Here is a 16,922-nt window from a genome sequence, read left to right on the forward strand (position 1 = left end):
CACTTGAATGCAGTTAGAACGCCTTGGCAGGGTGCGCAGAGAATGCTCAAAATTTTATCATCTATTGTTCCTATAAGCTTGTCTCAAAATGTTAATATTGGCAGCGTACTGACAATAGTCACAAATAACCTTTTGATTTATTCAGGGAATCTCAATGAAAAACGCGCTGGTTTTCTTTGCTGCGGGTTGTGTGGGCGCTGTAATCCAATGTTTGATTATGTGGTTGTTTACGCACTACGGAATTACTCACGCTCTTCACGTAAATTTAGCGGGCTCCTTAGCGCCAGCATGGATGTACCCTCGCATTGTTTGGGGTGGGTTGTGGGGCTTATTATTTTTATTGCCTATATTGGCGAGTAGCCTCGTAGCGCGCAGCTTTGTTATCGCCCTTATTCCTGCAGGCGTGCAATTATTTGTTATCTACCCATTTTATGAAAGCAAAGGTGTTGCAGGATTATCTTTGGGGTTATTGACACCTTTTGTTGTTTTGTTTTTTTTCTGGGTATGGGCTCTGGCAGCTGCTATTACTATAAAGGTCGCCAAATAAGAGAATAATTTAATGACGTTTTTAAAGAAATTTATATTCTTGATATCAGTGCTTTTAAGCGCTCAATCTTTTGCGCAATTCTTACCAGACAATGCAACGCTTAATGTGCAATCCGTTCAGCGTTGGATGACGTCCAATCGCGATTTTGTGAGCGTTGTGCAGGTGCTAGAGCCAATGTACAAGTCAGAAGAAGACATGAAAAAGTTCGAGGCCTTACCTGCGAGCGAACAAGATGTACGTATTGCAGCCTTCCTGCAAAAAAATGATTTGTCGGGAGTAGTCAATCCAATTGTTGCACGCCATGGATGGAAATCTGTTGGCGAGTACATGCGCTTGAGTACACGGCTTGGCAATGCTATTGCAGCTTATTTTTTTACACAGGAAATGTCGAAGTTAACTGAGGATCAAAAGAAGGCATTGCGTGCAAAAACAGACACAGCTGTATTAAATGCACCGGCTGAGGATATAGCTTTTGTGAAATCCCACGAAGTTTTATTAAAGTCTTACATTCAGGCTTACGCACAAGGGCGTTAATGAGCCTTTGCTTTTATACAAAGGCTCATTAGTTTGCCGATTAATAATTGATTAAAGCACCGCTGCGATAATCCTGGATTGCCTGTTCAATTTCGTCGGATGTGTTCATCACAAAAGGGCCGTACTGTGCGATAGGCTCTTTGAGTGGAATGCCTGCCAACAAAATAAAACGTGTAGCGTCGTTAAGTGCCGTTACAGAAATTTCATCGCCAGCACCTAGCAATCCTGCATTGCCAGCTTCAAGTTTGCGCTTATCTTCACCAATCGCAATCGCTCCCTCATATACATAAATAAAGGTATTGTGAGTAGCCGGAATAGCGTGGGCGAAGCTTTCGTTCAAAGGTAAATGCACATCCCAATAAATTGCCTGGGTAGTTATGCCTTGAATCGGGCCGCTGATCACTTTGCCATTAACAACCGCGCTATTGGCAATCACTTTTATGCTGCCACCATTACCTAATTGCGCAACGGGAATTTCACTCGCTGGTATATCTTTGTAATGCGCAGGCTTCATTTTTTCTGCTGCGGGTAAGTTTAACCACAATTGAAAACCGCGCATTAACCCGTGTTCCTGTTGCGGCATTTCTGAGTGGATAATTCCTCGGCCTGCAGTCATCCATTGCACATCGCCATTGCGCAAATGACCTTTGTTGCCCATGTGATCTTCATGTAACATGTGGCCTTCAAGCATATAGGTCACAGTTTCAAAACCGCGATGGGGATGAGAAGGAAAGCCCGCAATATAATCATTGGCACTTTCTGAACCAAATTCATCCAACATTAAAAAAGGATCGAAACGTGCTTGTTGCGTTTGCCCCAGGCTGCGCTTGATGCGCACGCCTGCACCATCGCTGGTGGCGCGGGCAGGAATAATTTGCTGGAGTTGCTTTTGCATTTTGTTCACCTTAATAGTTGTGAATTTGTGTGTGGGTTTTTAAAATTTCACTAACTCATCTACAAATTCGTTGAATCAATAGCTTGAAAAATCTTTTCTGTTTTTGCCGCCATGATTAAATCATTTTCATGTAAGCCTTTGATTTTGTGCGTCCACCAATTGACCGTGACTTTTCCCCATTCCGTTAAGAGCGCCGGGTGATGACCATATTCTTCCGCTACAGCGCCAATTAGATTGGTGAACTCCAGCGCAGCTACAAAATTTTTGAATTTATAGATGCGCGTCAATTGCTGAATACCATCAACTTCAATTGCAGACCAATGCGGTAAAGCGTTTAATACATCGGCTATTTCTGTTGCGCTTGCCAGAGGCGCACCCACACGGCAGGCGCTACAGGTTTTTTCGCTCAATTCGTTAATTAACTGGGCCACGGTTTTTTTTCCTCGCGAAAATTTCTTCGCGCTATCATAGCCCGATTAATCCTTAAGCGGCAGCAGCTTGTTCAATCTCACGACGAGCTTCTGTTAAGGATTTATCTTTCGCATCAGTAATGCTCAAGCCTTCGGCATAAATATACTGAATGGATTTGATTCCCAAAAAGTTAAAGAACGAATTCAAAAACGCTGTTTGTGAATCGGATTCCTTACCAGCATGGAAGCCTCCGCGCGCTGCAATAAAATACACAGGTTTGTCCGCCAAAAGTCCAACAGGGCCGGTTTCAGTGTATTTGAAGGTGATACCTGCACGCGCCAATTGATCGAAGTAGGCTTTAAGCGTTGAAGGCACGCCAAAGTTATACAAAGGTACGCCAATCACAACGGCATCGGCATTTGCCAGTTCAGCTACCAAACTATCAGAAAGTGCTACCAGAGCTTGTTGTTCGACAGTACGCGTTTCTGCTGGAGTAAAGAATGCCTGTACGGTGGCAGAGTCCAAATGTGGAACAGGGTTCTTAGCCAAATCGCGTACAACAACTTTGCCATCGGGATGTTTTGCCAACCAGTTTTGAACAAACTCATTTGCCAATGCGCTTGAATTACCGTGGTCGCTAAAAAGACTGCTGTTGATCTGTAATAAAGTGCTCATTTCTATAGTCCTCAGATTTAAGTTCAACTTGTTCGTTGTCAATTTCAGGCTTGGTTGCCATGGAGCTATTAAATGATTTGACGAATGAATGATAAATAGCGATATTTGGCTGTATTTGATCGAAAAATTGGATTGAACGAGAGAAAATCCCTAATGAATACACCAACAAGCTCTGCCGTTACCGAAAATAAAGTCACTTTAGAGCAGTGGAGGGCGCTGCTTGCGGTTATAGATGCAGGTGGTTACGCCAAAGCGGCAGAGCAATTAAATAAGAGCCAGTCAGCGGTTTCTTACGCAATTGCCCAGCTCGAAACGGCGCTTGGGGTGAAAGTCTTCAACCTGCAAGGGCGTAAAGCCGTGGCTACGCCATCAGGAGAGTTGCTTTATCGTCGTGCAAAGCAGCTGCTGGAACAGGCAGAACGCCTTGAAAAATCCGCTGAATGCCTAGCCGTGCACGTCGAACCCCTTGTAAAAATCGCAGTCGACATCATTGTTCCCCCAGAGAAAGTGCTCTATTGCTTGTCGTTGTTCGCCAAAGACTTCCCGGATACGCGGGTTGAATACTATGAAACCGTGCTGAGCGGGACTGAGGACATGCTGCTAAAACGGCAGGTAGATTTGGCCATTGGTGGTTTTGTGCCGGCGGGATTCATTGGCGACAAGGTGATGACAGCCAAATTCCACGGCGTTTCCAGCGCAGATCACCCCTTGCAGCAGCTTGGACGGGAGGTTAGTTACGAAGATATGCGTCAGCATCGCCAAATAGTCGTACGCGACTCGGGGCAATATCGTCGCCACACCGTTGGCTGGCAAGAAGCTGACCAGCGCTGGACGGTTAGCCACATTAAAACCTCATTGCAGGCGATTCGTATGGGCCTGGGCTACGCGTGGCTTCCAGATGCATACACTAAAGATGACATTACCGCGGGCACCTTAAAGTATTTGCCCGTGGAAGTAGGCTCCGAGCGCGAGGGGCCTGTTTATCTAACATTTGCAGATAAAGAATTCACCGGTCCGGGCGTAAAACGCTTGGCGGAGATTTTTAAAGAGTGTTTGCCGATTGCCTGTTCGGGAGAAAATCACTGCTGACACTGATTGTCAGCAAATCTGGCTATTATTGCTCGCTGCAATTAACTCAATGAATTTGATTGGAACATATCGACCCCATGAATAAACTTTTTCAAGTGCAAAGCGAATTTCCTCCCGCTGGTGATCAGCCTGCGGCTATAGCGGGCTTGGTGGAAGGCATTAATGCAGGCCTTGCTCACCAAACCCTGTTGGGGGTAACCGGGTCAGGTAAAACTTTCACCATCGCCAATGTAATTGCCCAAGTGCAAAGACCTACCTTGGTGATGGTGCATAACAAAACTCTTGCAGCACAACTCTACGGGGAATTTAAAGAATTTTTTCCAAAAAATGCGGTGGAATATTTTGTTTCCTACTACGACTATTATCAGCCGGAAGCTTATGTTCCCTCGTCAAACACTTTTATTGAAAAAGATTCATCGGTTAACGAACACATTGAGCAAATGCGTTTGTCTGCCACCAAAGCATTAATGGAACGCAAAGATGCAATCGTAGTTGCAACGGTTTCAGCGATTTATGGTTTGGGCGACCCGGATGCTTACATGAAAATGTTGTTGCATTTGGTGCGTGGTGAAAAAATTGACCAGCGTTCTATTTTGCGTCGTTTGGCCGAGCTGCAATACACTCGCAACGATGTCGATTTTTATCGCGCCAATTATCGCGTTCGCGGTGATGTGATTGATATTTACCCAGCTGATTCGGATTGCGATGCAGTACGTGTTGAATTGTTTGATGACGAAATTGAAAGCATTTCAATATTCGATCCGCTAACTGGCGAAGTGCAGCACAAGGTTCCGCGCGTTAGTATTTATCCAAAATCACATTACGTTACACCGCGTGAAACAATTGTGGAGGCTATTGACCAAATCAAAGAAGAGTTGCGCGAACGTCTTGCGCAATTACGCGAGAATAATAAATTAATTGAAGTCCAGCGTTTGGAAGAGCGCACGCGTTACGATTTGGAAATGATGCAAGAGCTCGGTTATTGCAACGGTATCGAAAACTACTCACGGTATTTGTCGGGCCGCCAACCTGGTGAGGCACCACCAACATTATTTGATTACTTGCCACCTAATGCATTACTTGTGCTGGACGAATCCCACGTAACGGTTCCACAAATCGGAGCTATGTATAAAGGTGACCGTTCGCGCAAAGAGACGCTTGTACAGTATGGTTTTCGTTTGCCATCAGCTTTAGATAATCGCCCCATGCGTTTTGACGAGTGGGAGCGTTTGGCACCGCAAATGATTTTTGTGTCTGCCACACCCGGGAAATACGAATCAGAATATGCAGGGCAGGTGGTTGAGCAAATTGTTCGTCCCACAGGTCTGGTCGATCCGGAAATTGAAATTCGTTCGGCGGGCACACAAGTGGATGATTCGCTCTCGGAAATTCGCTTGCGAGTGGAAAAAGACGAACGTGTGCTTATTACTGTTCTCACCAAACGCATGGCGGAAGATCTTACCGAATATTTAACGGAGCATGGTACCCGCGTGCGCTATTTGCATTCGGACATAGATACGGTTGAGCGCATGGAAATTATTCGCGATTTCCGTATGGGCGAATTTGATGTGCTAGTGGGTATCAACCTTTTGCGTGAAGGTCTGGATATGCCGGAGGTATCGCTCGTTTGTATTTTCGACGCTGATAAAGAAGGTTTCTTGCGTTCCGATCGTTCACTGATCCAAACCATAGGTCGCGCCGCACGTAATTTAAACGGTAAAGCTATTTTGTATGCCGATAAGATTACCGATTCCATGAAGCGTGCGATTGATGAAACCGAGCGTCGCCGTGAAAAGCAAATCGCGCATAATACTTTGCACAATATTACCCCAAAAGGTATTCGCAAAAATGTGCAGGATATTATGGAAACCTCAGTGGTGCCGGGCGCTGGTAGCCGCGCAGCGCGCAATCGTGCTGCAGTTGCTGAGAAGCAAGCGAAGTATTCTGTCGCTGTAGATCCAAAAAATATCTGGAAGTCTATTGAGTTGTTGGAGAAACAAATGTTCCAAGCCGCTAAAGATTTGGAATTTGAAGCAGCGGCAAAATTGCGTGACCAAATTGAGCAGTTAAAGAGGAAAGCGATTTAACGAATCATGCACAAGGAGGTGGTTCCTGGAATTTAAGTTGATGTTCAGCCGGTAATAATATTCATGATAAAAATAATCCTGCCTGCACTTTTTCCTTCATGGCGTTTTTTTAGCGGTATAGGTCCGTCACCACGAATTTATTATGCCTTGCTACACATTGAATCTGATGAGCCTACGCAATGGTTAGAGTTTCGTCCTAAACCAAAAGTACTGTCTGTAAAAGAGCAGGTTTTGCGTTTGTTTCACAATCCACAGTGGAATGAAACACTTTATATAAACACTTGTGCGGAGCGATTGTTTGAAGGCTACGCAGAAATGCGTGCGCGAGAAATTATGCACCGGCTTCTGGCAGCAGTTGCACGAAAGGAAATTCTTGTTGGCGAAAAGGATAATTACCTGGTTTATCGCATTGGTGCAGTCATGCGCGAAGAAGAACACGTATACGAGCAAATCACTTTTACATCTTCACCTGCATTATTAAAAGGATTTTGCTAATGCTACTGGAACAAGCGGTACGCGTATCAGAAATTATTCTGGCATTCGCCTTTGTTTTACAAAGCCTGGAATATCTACGCGGATTGCAGCCTGAAAAAAGTATTGCTGCAATTCGTCTATTGCTTTCATTGTTGTTACTTGTTGGTATTCAACCTGTGTGGGTAGAGCTAGGTTTATTGTTAAGCTCTGTGTTTTATTTATTTCGCTTTCAGGGGCCGTACAATGGCGGTAGTGATGCAATGGGGATATTGGTCCTGTTTAGCCTGTTCTTATCGCATCTAGCCTCCACACATTTTTGGCAGGAAATTGCATTGGGATATCTTGCTTTCCAGTTGACCTTTTCTTACTTCCAATCCGGCTACATTAAAGTTATCAATGTCGAGTGGCGAAATGGCCGTGCGCTGCAGGATGTATTTTCGATCACCGCTTATCCTGTCAGCGATAAAATAAGACTATGGGGTAAATCGACACGGCTTATGTGCATTATGAGTTGGGTGGTGATTTTATTTGAATTAGCGTTTCCGTTTTCATTGCTAAATCAAATAACATTTCTAATCGCATTAGTTATTGCAGGAATATTTCATTTTGCGAATGCATGGCTTTTTGGGCTTAATCGATTTTTTTGGATATGGCCTGCCGGTTTCCCCATTCTTTTTTGGTTCCAATCCCGCGTAATTTTTCCTTTCGTTTAATTAAAAAATATACTTGATTTCTATTATTTTCTGTCCTTGACACAGTCCTTGTTACTGCCTTTACTTTATTAAGTTAGGCGTAGCTTTGGCACATTAATCATTTATGGGAGCAGGAAATGAAAGCGTTTATTTATTTCGTACAATTGGGAGTGGCAGGGATATTTGGCTTGTTAACAGCAACAAGTGCTATGGCTGAAGATGTTCCTCCGGCTGTTACTGCTTTGCTTCCAGTAATTAAAAAATGGGGTGAAGATCCAATTTTAGTTGCCGCTGTAAAAGAACAGAATGCCAAGGCTATGACACTCGATCAAATACAAAAGCGGGATAAAGAATGGATGGCGACGACAGGTATGGATGACCAAATGAAAGCCATGATGAAAAATGCTGGTGCTCAGGAGTTGGACAAGCTCGAGGCAACCAAACCTTATTTCTTTGAAAGCATTCTTATGGATAATCAGGGTGCGAATGTTGCAATGACTAATAAGACATCTGATTACTGGCAAGGTGATGAACCCAAATTTACCAACGCGTTTAAAGTGGGCGGCGTGGATATAGGTAAAAGTAAATTCGATGACAGCGCCAAAGCTTATTTGATTCAGGTTTCTGTCCTGTACTTGATGGCGGTAAAGCCATTGGCGCTTTGTGTGTTGGTATTAATCTGGATGAACTCGATAAAGCGAAATAATTATAGGCCCAAGCATGGATTGGTTTTACGGATTAAAAATTCGCAATAAAATAATGGTTCCCATTGCCATCATAGGTTTAATGATGTTGGCAATGGGAATCCTGGTGCTTTATAAGTTTGAGCTCATTGATAACAAAGTCCGGCAGTTGGGCGAAGTGAATTTATCGGCTACTAATTATTTGTTAGTAGCCGATGCTGATGTTCATAAAGTCCTGGTTGAAGAACGCAGTATGCTGTTTCTCAATCCAGATTCCCCTGAATTTTCTACATCGGTTACTAATCACCAAAAAAGTCTGCAAAGTGCCCACGAAAAAATGGCTGCCTTTAATAAGTTGATGCATGAAGAGGAATTTAAGGGCGCATATAATCAATATGAAATAGCACGTGATAAATGGGAGCAGCTAACTAAAACAGTTGTATCTGCTCGCCAGAGTAATACGCGTGAGGGCAGGACTACGGCAATTGAAATAAGCTTTAAAGATGGTAACGCCGCATTTGAAGATATGCGTGTAGCAATTTATACGCTTAAGGGAAACGTGCAGTCAAAAGCGTCAGAGGCAATGCAGCAGTCTCACGATGCTGTTAAACGTAGTTATTTCGTCATTATCGTTTTTATTGTTATCAGCATAGCGGTAGCACTGGTAATGCTCTATTTAATACCTCGCCTTATTCTTGAACCTGTTTACAAGATGCAAAAATTCATCAAATCACTTGCGGGTGATGGTGGTGATTTAACACATAAAATCCCCATCCAGTATTACGACGAAATTGGTAACTTGGGCGAAACTATCAATGAATTTATTGAAAACTTGCGCGGCTTGCTTGCACGAGTTATAGGAATGGGCGAAGTTTTTGACAAGCAGGCTTCAACTCTCGCTGCGCTCGCCAATAAAAATTCAACCTTGGTCCAAAAAGAAACACATGAAGTTGCCTTGGTAGCAAGTGCCATCACAGAGCTTTCAACGTCCGTTCAAGCCATGGCAGATACGGCTATTCAGGCGGCTGATCGAACTCAGCTTGCCCAGCAAGAAAGCAAGAATGGATTGGGCGTAGTCAAAAATACCATTAAAGCGATTGATCGTTTAGCGAATGAAGTACAAAAATCTGCCAGTGTTATTGTTGAACTCAACGCAGAAAGCGGAAGCATTGCCAGTGTTGTCAATGTTATTAAAAGTATCGCTGAGCAAATTAATTTGCTGGCTTTAAATGCCGCTATTGAAGCCGCGCGTGCGGGTGAGCAGGGTAGAGGTTTTGCGGTAGTGGCAGATTCAGTGCGCGAACTTGCATTTCGAACTGCGGAATCAACCCAGGAGATACAGGCAATGATCGGCCGCTTGCAAGCGAGTGCAACTTCAGCGGTAAATGCCATGCAGGCAAGCCAGTCAATTGCGCAGGAGTCTGTCACTGAGGCCAGTGCAGCGGGCGATGCCCTGCAAAAAATAGATGATGCGGTTAGTCAGGTTACCCAGTTAAATTCACAAATTGCTGCGGCGGTTGACCAGCAATCGCAAGTTGCAGGTGAAATAAGCGAGAACACAAATAATATATCGCTTTATGCCCAGGACGCAGATGGTTTAGCGAAAAATGTCGAAGGTGCGTCGGAAGAATTGGCACAGGTAGCCAGTTCCCTGCATGAAGAACTCTATAAATTTAAAATTTAGCAATATTTAAGCTTAAGAATTCCGCTAAAACGTACAGCAGGGCATTTCGCTGTTAAAATGGGCGCAATTTCAGCTCATGGTTCCCGCAATGGCAATTCCCAACAAAATCCCTTATGACACTTTATTTGATTTATGGCGCAACTGGCTTTCACAAAATGAATGGGGTGCGCTCGATAAATGGTTAAAAAATCAGCTCCGTAAAAATACCAATCCTTATTCCGAGTTTGCGTCTTCAAAAAACCAAAACCGCGAACTCAGCTTATGTATGTTTTCTGCCATGCGCTATTTTCAATTGGCCTGCGCGATGGAAGAAAGCTACCAGAAGCAAGAAATTCCAAACTGGAACGAGTGGGATAAAGCCTGGGAAAAATCCAGCGCAAAAAAGATTCCTGTCGCCGCGTTTTGGTTTTGGATTGCCTTGCGTGAAAAAAATGAGAACGCAGCGCCGAAAGCGTTGCGTGACGCTACGGCACGCAAAGAATGGTTTGATAAGCTGGAAAAATATTTTAGCGTGAGCGAACAGCCAGAAGATTTGCTCTTGTGGGCGGGATTGCGCCCACAGTGGTTAAATTTGTTGGAGGAGCGAAAAGACGCATCGCAATGGACTCATGAGCAGCTTACGGATTTTATTGAGCAGCAAAATTCAACACCGCCACTATGGTTGCGAATTCAAAAAAATATACCACTTGAGGATGTTATCAAAAAACTCCAACAAGATTCGGTTCACGTAGAGTTGGATGAAGCAGGCCGTTTATTTGCTGCAGGTGGAAAACATTTATCTGGAGCGCAAGCGCATAAAGAAGGTTGGATTGAAATCCAGGATTTGGCTAGCCAGCAAATTGCACTGGCTGTTGATGTTAAGCCAGGCCAAAAAGTGTGGGATGCCTGTGCCGGTGCCGGTGGAAAATCGTTGGCCATTGCGGCTAGAATGAATAACAAAGGTGTTGTGATAGCCACAGATTTGCATGGCTATAAATTGGAAGAATTAAAGCGCCGCAGCAAGCGCGCAGAATTTCACAACATTCGCAGCTTTGAATGGTCTGGCGATGAGCCTTTGCGCCTACCAAAAGAAATTGCACAGCAGCAAGGTTTTGATTGGGTGCTGGTTGATGCGCCCTGCAGTTCATCCGGAACCTGGCGACGCAACCCTGATGCACGTTGGCGTTTCAACGAAAAAGATACGCAGGAGTTGGTGGAGCTACAGCAACAAATTTTGCGTAATGTTGTTACAGCAGTACGAGCTAATGGTCATGTTGTCTATGCAACCTGTAGTTGGCAAGCGAGTGAAAATGAAACGCAAGTAGATTGGTTTTTGAAAGCTCACCCTGAGTTCGCACTGGTGTCGCAAAAAATGTTGGGTTCACCAGAACAAAATTCAGATGCAATGTTTGTTGCAGTGCTAAAAAAGAATTAAATCCCAATACAAAAAATGGCGGAAGGTGATAAGCCTTCCGCCACTTTTTTATCTTTCGCTAAAGCTTAATCCTTATGCTTTTGGAAAGTGAAAGATTTTGATGGCAGCTGGTGCAAGCTGGAAGCGGGTAGAGCGTGCATCAAAAGATGATTCCTGAATAACAACATCAGGTTTTTTTCCAACCACGTTTGTTGCCTCAAGATTTTTGCCAATCAAACTCCAGGCTTTGCCTTGAGCGCTTGCGCTAAAACCTTCGAAAAATAAATCGAGGCTCTGCGTAGTTTCTGTCGGGTTAACAACAGCAACTGTCAGCGTTTTCCCATCTTTGGTCAATGCAGCCATTACATCCAAAGGATAGGTTGCGCTTCCGGTATTCACTTTTGGTTGATCGCCGCCTGCAGGATATTGCGGTGCAGGTTGCGGAGAGTTGCCACTTACACCAACAGGAATACTTCCAAAATGTTGGTTGTACAGCTGGAATACGCGACCTTTGGCACTAATGGTTGAACCTGTAGGTGTAACATTAAGCCACGCGGTCGCCATGGTATAGCCGGCCATATCAATAAAGTCGGTATGCTTGAAAAATTCGTGGAAAGCGATTGCAACTGCCAAAGTGCCTTTCATGCTATCGCGGAAACTGAACGCCCATTCATCAAAAAATACTTTCACTTTCCCATCGTTTAATTCAGGGAAAGCTTTTTTGTATTCTTCCCATGCGTCAGCCATTGTCGCAACACGTTGTGCGGGCTGTCTGGCCCATTCAGTTAATGATTGCTTAACATCGAACAGCTTTCCGGTTTTTAAATCAAAGCGTTTGTTTTCTGGTGGATAAGCGTGAGTCGCTAGAGCATCAAATTTGCCTTTGGAGTTTTTGAACATCCCATAAGCCCAATCGCGCTCAGAACCAACTTTCACTTCGGGTTGCCCTTCAATGAAAATGCCTTGGCCTGTTGTCATTTCATCCACAAAACCACCAGGGGCGATGATGTAAATGGAAGGATCAGCTTTGCGCATCGCATCGGCAAACAGATTGTGCTTAATGACATATTGTTCACGAGACATGTGACCAAATTGCCAGTGTCCGTACATCTCGTTGCCGATGTTCCAATATTTAACTTTGTAAGGTTCTTTGCGACCATTTGCGGCGCGTTTTGCGCCCCAGAATGTGTCAGCGGCACCATTCACATATTCAACAATTTCTGCACCGGAGCGAGGTTCACCGTAGCCGGTGTTAACACACCAGTAAGGTTCGCAATTGATGAGTTCGCACATTAACAAAAGCTCATCCAATCCTGCGTCGTTAGGTTGCAGTGCTTTCCAAACAGGATCAAAAACGGGTGGGCGTTTGTCCGGATCACCAATGGTGTCTTTCCAATCGTAAGCAGAAATGAAATTACCGCCGGGCATGCGCAAAATTTTACAATCCATCTCTTTCATCAGCGCAATGGTATCGGCGCGGAAACCTTTGATATTGTCGGCAGGCATTAAGGAGACTACGCCCACACGGAAGCTACCGGAACCAGTGGCGGTAATTTCGAATCGTGCTTCAGTGGTATTGGTTTTTGCAGTGAATTTAAAAGGAAGGGTATTCCATTCTTTGGATGCTCTTACCTTTACGGTTTGTTTGTTTTTTCCTTCCACGAGCGATATTGAAATTTCGGTGTCTTGCTCTGCACTAACAACAATTCTGCCTGTATAAGCTTTTCCGCTGGTGAGTGCGACATGGGATTGCGCAATACCTGTTGGAGTTGAGGAAAGCTTAACAACCGGGCTGTGCTTACCTACATAAGCATTAGTTTCATCCAATGAAATATCAGATGGTGAACCTATGGCGGTCCATTTATGGATATAGGCCATTGCTGCACGGAAGTTCGCCGGATCTGGTTTTGGCTCTTCAACTTGCAAAATGCCGTAATAAAATTTGCGATCGTGTAGAACTTCTGCCCACATTGTGTGGTTGATAATATTTGCGCCGTGTTCGAGGAATCCACCGTAAATGTAGGGATTAATCGGAGGAAATTTTTGGTTGGTATCAATAACACCTTTAAGCGGTGCTGAAGTTGACGCTGCGGCAGCATAGGGTGGAACACTCAACGCGCCTGCAAGCCCTGCAGTTCCCAAAAGCATATTTCGTCTTGTGATTGCTGATAATTTATCCACGATTTTTTCCTGAAAGTAATTTTTATTAAACGAAAATAGATAAGTTTTGCTATCTATTTCTCGATCATTAACGTGAAGAGTGAAGCCTGGCCGGAGATTTTATGAGGTGCTTTTCCAAGCACTATTTATAGGGCGAATAAGTGTTGGTTATTGCCCATTTATGTTCAAATGCTAACAGCATTGTTTATACATTACTATAGTAATTCTATAAGACAAATTGGTGTGGATGTAAAGAATTGCAGCGGAATTATTCAAATAAAAAGGAAGTTTAAAAGTGGGGTAGACACGCTGAAGGCAAGGGCGCCTTCAGCGATAATTAGGCTTATGGAGTGGCAATCGGGGCAGGGATAAATTGTGAGTCAATTAGCCAATCGGCCAATCTCTGTGGCCAATCGCGAAGGCCTTTGAGGCTTGTGCGTTTGCCCATGTTGAACGCGTGATCACCCTTTGCATAAAGATGTATCTCTGCGGGGATTTTGGCGGCGTGGTACAGCTGGGCTAAATCAATAATAGGTTTTGCGCAGCAGGCATCGTCCATAGCGGCAACCATAAAGGCGGGTGGTGCCTTGTCATCAAGACTGGTTGGAACCCAAAGTGGTCCCGGATATACCAAAATCTGGAAGTTGGGTTTGCCATTAACGCGATCAATAGGATCTTTAGCTTTGGCATCGCCATCGCCTGAACCATAGGCAACACTCGCAACAACTTCTCCACCGGCAGAGAACCCCATGATTCCAATTTTGTTGGGGTCAATACCAAATTCAGCAGCGCGGCTGCGAATGGTGCGCATTGCGCGATAGGCATCTTGTTGCGGATGTATATCAAGCGAGTAGGGTGAATTTTCTTGTCTGGCTAAACGATATTTCAATACGAATACGGTAATACCCAACTTATTCAAAAATTGCGCAGCATCGCGGCCCTCTGAATTAAATACCAGGTTTCTGTGGCCACCACCGGGTGCAACTAAAATTGCAGTGCTATTCGCAATTTCTTTTGGAGGTTTGAATACGACGATGGAAGGATTGTTGATATCCCTGACCCACCAGTCTTGCGCAGATTCTGGTTTATCTTTTAGTTTTTCGAAACCGGGAGCGCCTTTTTTCCACAAATAAATAACTTGTGGTTCGTCGGCCATTGCAATATTGGTAAATACTAAAGCTACGGCTGTAATAATGAGATTGAAAAAAAGTTTATGCATACATTTGTTCCTCGTGTTTAGTTCAATTCCATCACGATTCTGAAACCCAGGGTTTCATTTAAATATCCTGAAGGAATATTATCGCGAGCACTTGTGCTCAAATGTTGCACGTTATCTTTTGTAGAGCCGCCACGAACAACGCGACCCGTACATTGTTTTTCGTCCGTTGCTGCGCCAGTGCTGCTGGCATTTTTATAATTGTCCTGGTAACAATCCTGTACCCATTCCGAAACATTTCCAGATACATCGTAAAGCCCAAATGCGTTGGGCGTATAGTTGCCGACAGGTGCTGTTTTACTGCCGAACAAACCGGAATAATTACTGGAGCAGCCTCTACGACAATTTGCTTTGCCTTTTGCATCCAGCTCGTTGTCGCCCCACCAGTAGGTTGTAGTGCTTCCTGCGCGCGCGGCATATTCCCATTCTGCTTCGGTAGGCAGCCTGAATTTTTTGCCGGTGGTTTTGCTCAACCATTGTGTATAAGCCACAGCATCATTCCAACTGACATGAATGACGGGCCGATCTTCACGGCCCCAACCATTATCTCCCGGTAAAGGTTTGTTGGTTGACTGCGCGAAAAAATCATACTCTGCAAAAGTCACTTCGTATTTGCTTATCGCAAAGGCTTTGATTGCTACTTTGTGCGCAGGTGCAGAGTGCATATTGTTATCGTTACCCATGGTAAAACTACCGGCGGGAACACGAACTAGGGCAGGCGCATTTTTGCCGCCATAAACAATATTGGGGATGGTTGCTTTGGCCGGGTTGCTAAGATCCAATTCCGCTTCAAGCGTAAATGAAACGCTGAGAGGTTCATTTTTAATTTCAATCCATTCAGTTCTGGTTTTGTATCCGGTTTTTGAAAGCTCAATATTGTAACGACCAGATGTTAAGGCAATACCTTCTTTGTATTTCTCAGGAATATTCATTAAGCGAATGCGCGCATCTTCCGGTGTTGTCTTAATCGTTAAAGCATAAGTCGGTAGCGCAATAGAGGATGCCTGACTGGATACTTGTTGAGATGATGCAACTGAAGATTGTTCCGTAACCACTGCAACCGAACTTGTCGCGCTTGATTGGGTTTTAGATGAAACGGAACTGCGCGCATTATTCTGCGTTAATTTTGCAGTTACGGGTTTGGGTGAAATAAATAGGCTTGCCGTTGCTCGCGTTGCTTTATTTAAAAGCTGAGGCCCTTGCGCGATCTGCTGCGCAAAAATGGATTGCAAAATCACACTCAATACACACCATGAAATTATCACTGCGCCTGTAATCAGCAACAATTTTCTCAAGCTGCGATTGTGGATAATTAGCGAAGGATTAATGTGGGTTTGCTGTTGGATACGCGTAGCAAAAATGGTTGGCGCAATTTCACTGCCAAACACGGAATCATTGAATGATTTGCGCGTGTGGAATCCTTCATCTTTGTTCCAGCGTAAATTCGTTAATCTGTTCCAGCGCCACTTAATCGCCTGGCTGGTAGCCGCAAAAAGTGCGCGGATCAATGCCATGACCGATAAATCTTCTGGCGCAGCATTTGGAATGTAAGGTGTTCTTGCCGCAGCTTCCAGTTGGTCAATAGCAGTGCTAACTTCCTGGCCAGATTGGAAACGTTGGTCGGGATCTTTTGCAAGAAACTTCTCCAACATTTTTTGATAGGCCTGGTATTGCAGTGGCAATTTTGGAATAGGTGCGCTTATATGTTTTAGCGCAATGGTAACTGTGTCTTCGCCTTGATAAGGCAAAAAGCCTGTTAGCATTTCAAAAAATAAAACACCCAAGCTGTAGAGGTCAGAGCGCGAATCAACTGTTTGGCCACGAGTTTGTTCCGGGCTCATATAATGTGGCGTGCCTACTACTGTGCCAACATGGGTCATGCGCGACACGCCCACAATTCCTTTGGCGACACCAAAGTCAGATAAAACGGCAGAGTTATCAGCGCGGAATAAAATATTTTCCGGTTTTATATCGCGGTGTATGTAACCTTTCTCGTGAGCATGATCCAGAGCATTGGCAATTTCTTTAGTGACACGCAGGGCTTCTTCGCCGGTCATGCCATTAATCATTTTGTCGTGCACAGAGCCGTTGGGTAAATAATCCATGGCAATGTAATTCAAATCCTCAGCGCGACCTATATCGTAAATAGCCACAATATTCGGATGCGACAATTGTCCAACAATCGTGGCTTCACGCTGAAAACGTTCACTAAAAGCAGGATCACTGGTCAAGCTGGGATTCATTACTTTAAGTGCAACAATACGCCCCACGCTGATTTGGATCGCGAGGTAAACGGTGGACATTCCACCCTGATTTATTTTACGGATTATTCGGTAACCCGGTATTTGTAGTGCCATATTGTGCGAGCTTTCTTCTACTTAA

At 44.4% G+C, this 16,922-nt stretch carries 15 protein-coding genes; 9 read left to right on the forward strand and 6 right to left on the reverse strand.

Annotated elements, in window-relative coordinates:
- Positions 1-154 precede the first annotated feature (154 nt).
- Positions 155-547, forward strand: a complete 393-nt coding sequence (locus IE104_RS06795) for a hypothetical protein (protein ID WP_189416938.1) — start codon at positions 155-157, stop codon at positions 545-547.
- Between the two features lie 12 nt (positions 548-559).
- Complete coding sequence (locus IE104_RS06800) at positions 560-1,081, forward strand: hypothetical protein (RefSeq protein ID WP_189416940.1); 522 nt, start codon at positions 560-562, stop codon at positions 1,079-1,081.
- Positions 1,082-1,121: 40 nt separating this feature from the next.
- On the opposite strand, the gene IE104_RS06805 is transcribed toward IE104_RS06800, so the two are convergent.
- From IE104_RS06805 to IE104_RS06815, 3 genes are read right to left on the reverse strand one after another with little or no spacing between them, the layout of a single operon-like run.
- On the reverse strand, positions 1,122-1,976 hold the full coding sequence (locus IE104_RS06805) for a pirin family protein (protein WP_189416941.1): 855 nt from the start codon (positions 1,974-1,976) through the stop codon (positions 1,122-1,124).
- Between the two features lie 59 nt (positions 1,977-2,035).
- Positions 2,036-2,407 (reverse strand): 4a-hydroxytetrahydrobiopterin dehydratase, encoded by a 372-nt coding sequence (locus tag IE104_RS06810; protein ID WP_229837668.1) that lies wholly within the window; start codon positions 2,405-2,407, stop codon positions 2,036-2,038.
- A gap of 52 nt (positions 2,408-2,459) precedes the next feature.
- Positions 2,460-3,062, reverse strand: a complete 603-nt coding sequence (locus IE104_RS06815) for an FMN-dependent NADH-azoreductase (RefSeq protein ID WP_189416942.1) — start codon at positions 3,060-3,062, stop codon at positions 2,460-2,462.
- Between the two features lie 153 nt (positions 3,063-3,215).
- On the opposite strand from IE104_RS06815, the gene IE104_RS06820 reads away from it, so the two are divergent.
- The 7 genes from IE104_RS06820 (at position 3,216) to IE104_RS06850 (ending at position 11,185) form a co-directional block, all read left to right on the forward strand.
- Entirely contained in the window at positions 3,216-4,151 is a 936-nt protein-coding gene (locus IE104_RS06820; RefSeq protein WP_189416943.1) for a LysR family transcriptional regulator, read from the forward strand.
- Between the two features lie 77 nt (positions 4,152-4,228).
- Positions 4,229-6,238: an excinuclease ABC subunit UvrB gene (gene uvrB, locus IE104_RS06825; protein WP_189416945.1), complete on the forward strand. Its 2,010-nt coding sequence runs from the start codon at positions 4,229-4,231 to the stop codon at positions 6,236-6,238.
- Between the two features lie 63 nt (positions 6,239-6,301).
- Positions 6,302-6,733, forward strand: a complete 432-nt coding sequence (locus IE104_RS06830) for a hypothetical protein (protein WP_189416946.1) — start codon at positions 6,302-6,304, stop codon at positions 6,731-6,733.
- Positions 6,733-7,425, forward strand: coding sequence for an HTTM domain-containing protein (locus IE104_RS06835; protein WP_189416948.1), 693 nt, complete (start codon positions 6,733-6,735; stop codon positions 7,423-7,425). The genes IE104_RS06830 and IE104_RS06835 overlap by 1 nt, the downstream gene beginning before the upstream one ends.
- Positions 7,426-7,541: 116 nt before the next feature.
- Positions 7,542-8,159 (forward strand): hypothetical protein, encoded by a 618-nt coding sequence (locus IE104_RS06840; protein WP_229837669.1) that lies wholly within the window; start codon positions 7,542-7,544, stop codon positions 8,157-8,159.
- Positions 8,125-9,771, forward strand: a complete 1,647-nt coding sequence (locus IE104_RS06845) for a methyl-accepting chemotaxis protein (protein WP_189416949.1) — start codon at positions 8,125-8,127, stop codon at positions 9,769-9,771. Before IE104_RS06840 ends, IE104_RS06845 begins: the two co-directional genes overlap by 35 nt.
- An 88-nt stretch (positions 9,772-9,859) precedes the next feature.
- On the forward strand, positions 9,860-11,185 hold the full coding sequence (locus IE104_RS06850; protein WP_229837670.1) for an RsmB/NOP family class I SAM-dependent RNA methyltransferase: 1,326 nt from the start codon (positions 9,860-9,862) through the stop codon (positions 11,183-11,185).
- A gap of 72 nt (positions 11,186-11,257) precedes the next feature.
- On the opposite strand, the gene IE104_RS06855 is transcribed toward IE104_RS06850, so the two are convergent.
- The 3 genes from IE104_RS06855 to IE104_RS06865 all read right to left on the reverse strand — a co-directional run bounded on the left by IE104_RS06855 (position 11,258) and on the right by IE104_RS06865 (position 16,897).
- Complete coding sequence (locus IE104_RS06855) at positions 11,258-13,345, reverse strand: alpha-L-arabinofuranosidase family protein (protein WP_229837672.1); 2,088 nt, start codon at positions 13,343-13,345, stop codon at positions 11,258-11,260.
- A 322-nt stretch (positions 13,346-13,667) separates the two neighbouring features.
- Complete coding sequence (locus IE104_RS06860; protein WP_189416952.1) at positions 13,668-14,543, reverse strand: alpha/beta hydrolase; 876 nt, start codon at positions 14,541-14,543, stop codon at positions 13,668-13,670.
- Between the two features lie 17 nt (positions 14,544-14,560).
- The gene (locus IE104_RS06865) at positions 14,561-16,897 is read right to left on the reverse strand and encodes a bifunctional serine/threonine-protein kinase/formylglycine-generating enzyme family protein (RefSeq protein ID WP_189416958.1); all 2,337 of its coding nucleotides are present in this window, start codon (positions 16,895-16,897) and stop codon (positions 14,561-14,563) included.
- Positions 16,898-16,922 lie beyond the last annotated feature (25 nt).

The organism is Cellvibrio zantedeschiae (assembly GCF_014652535.1).
Classification (GTDB): Bacteria; Pseudomonadota; Gammaproteobacteria; order Pseudomonadales; family Cellvibrionaceae; genus Cellvibrio; species Cellvibrio zantedeschiae.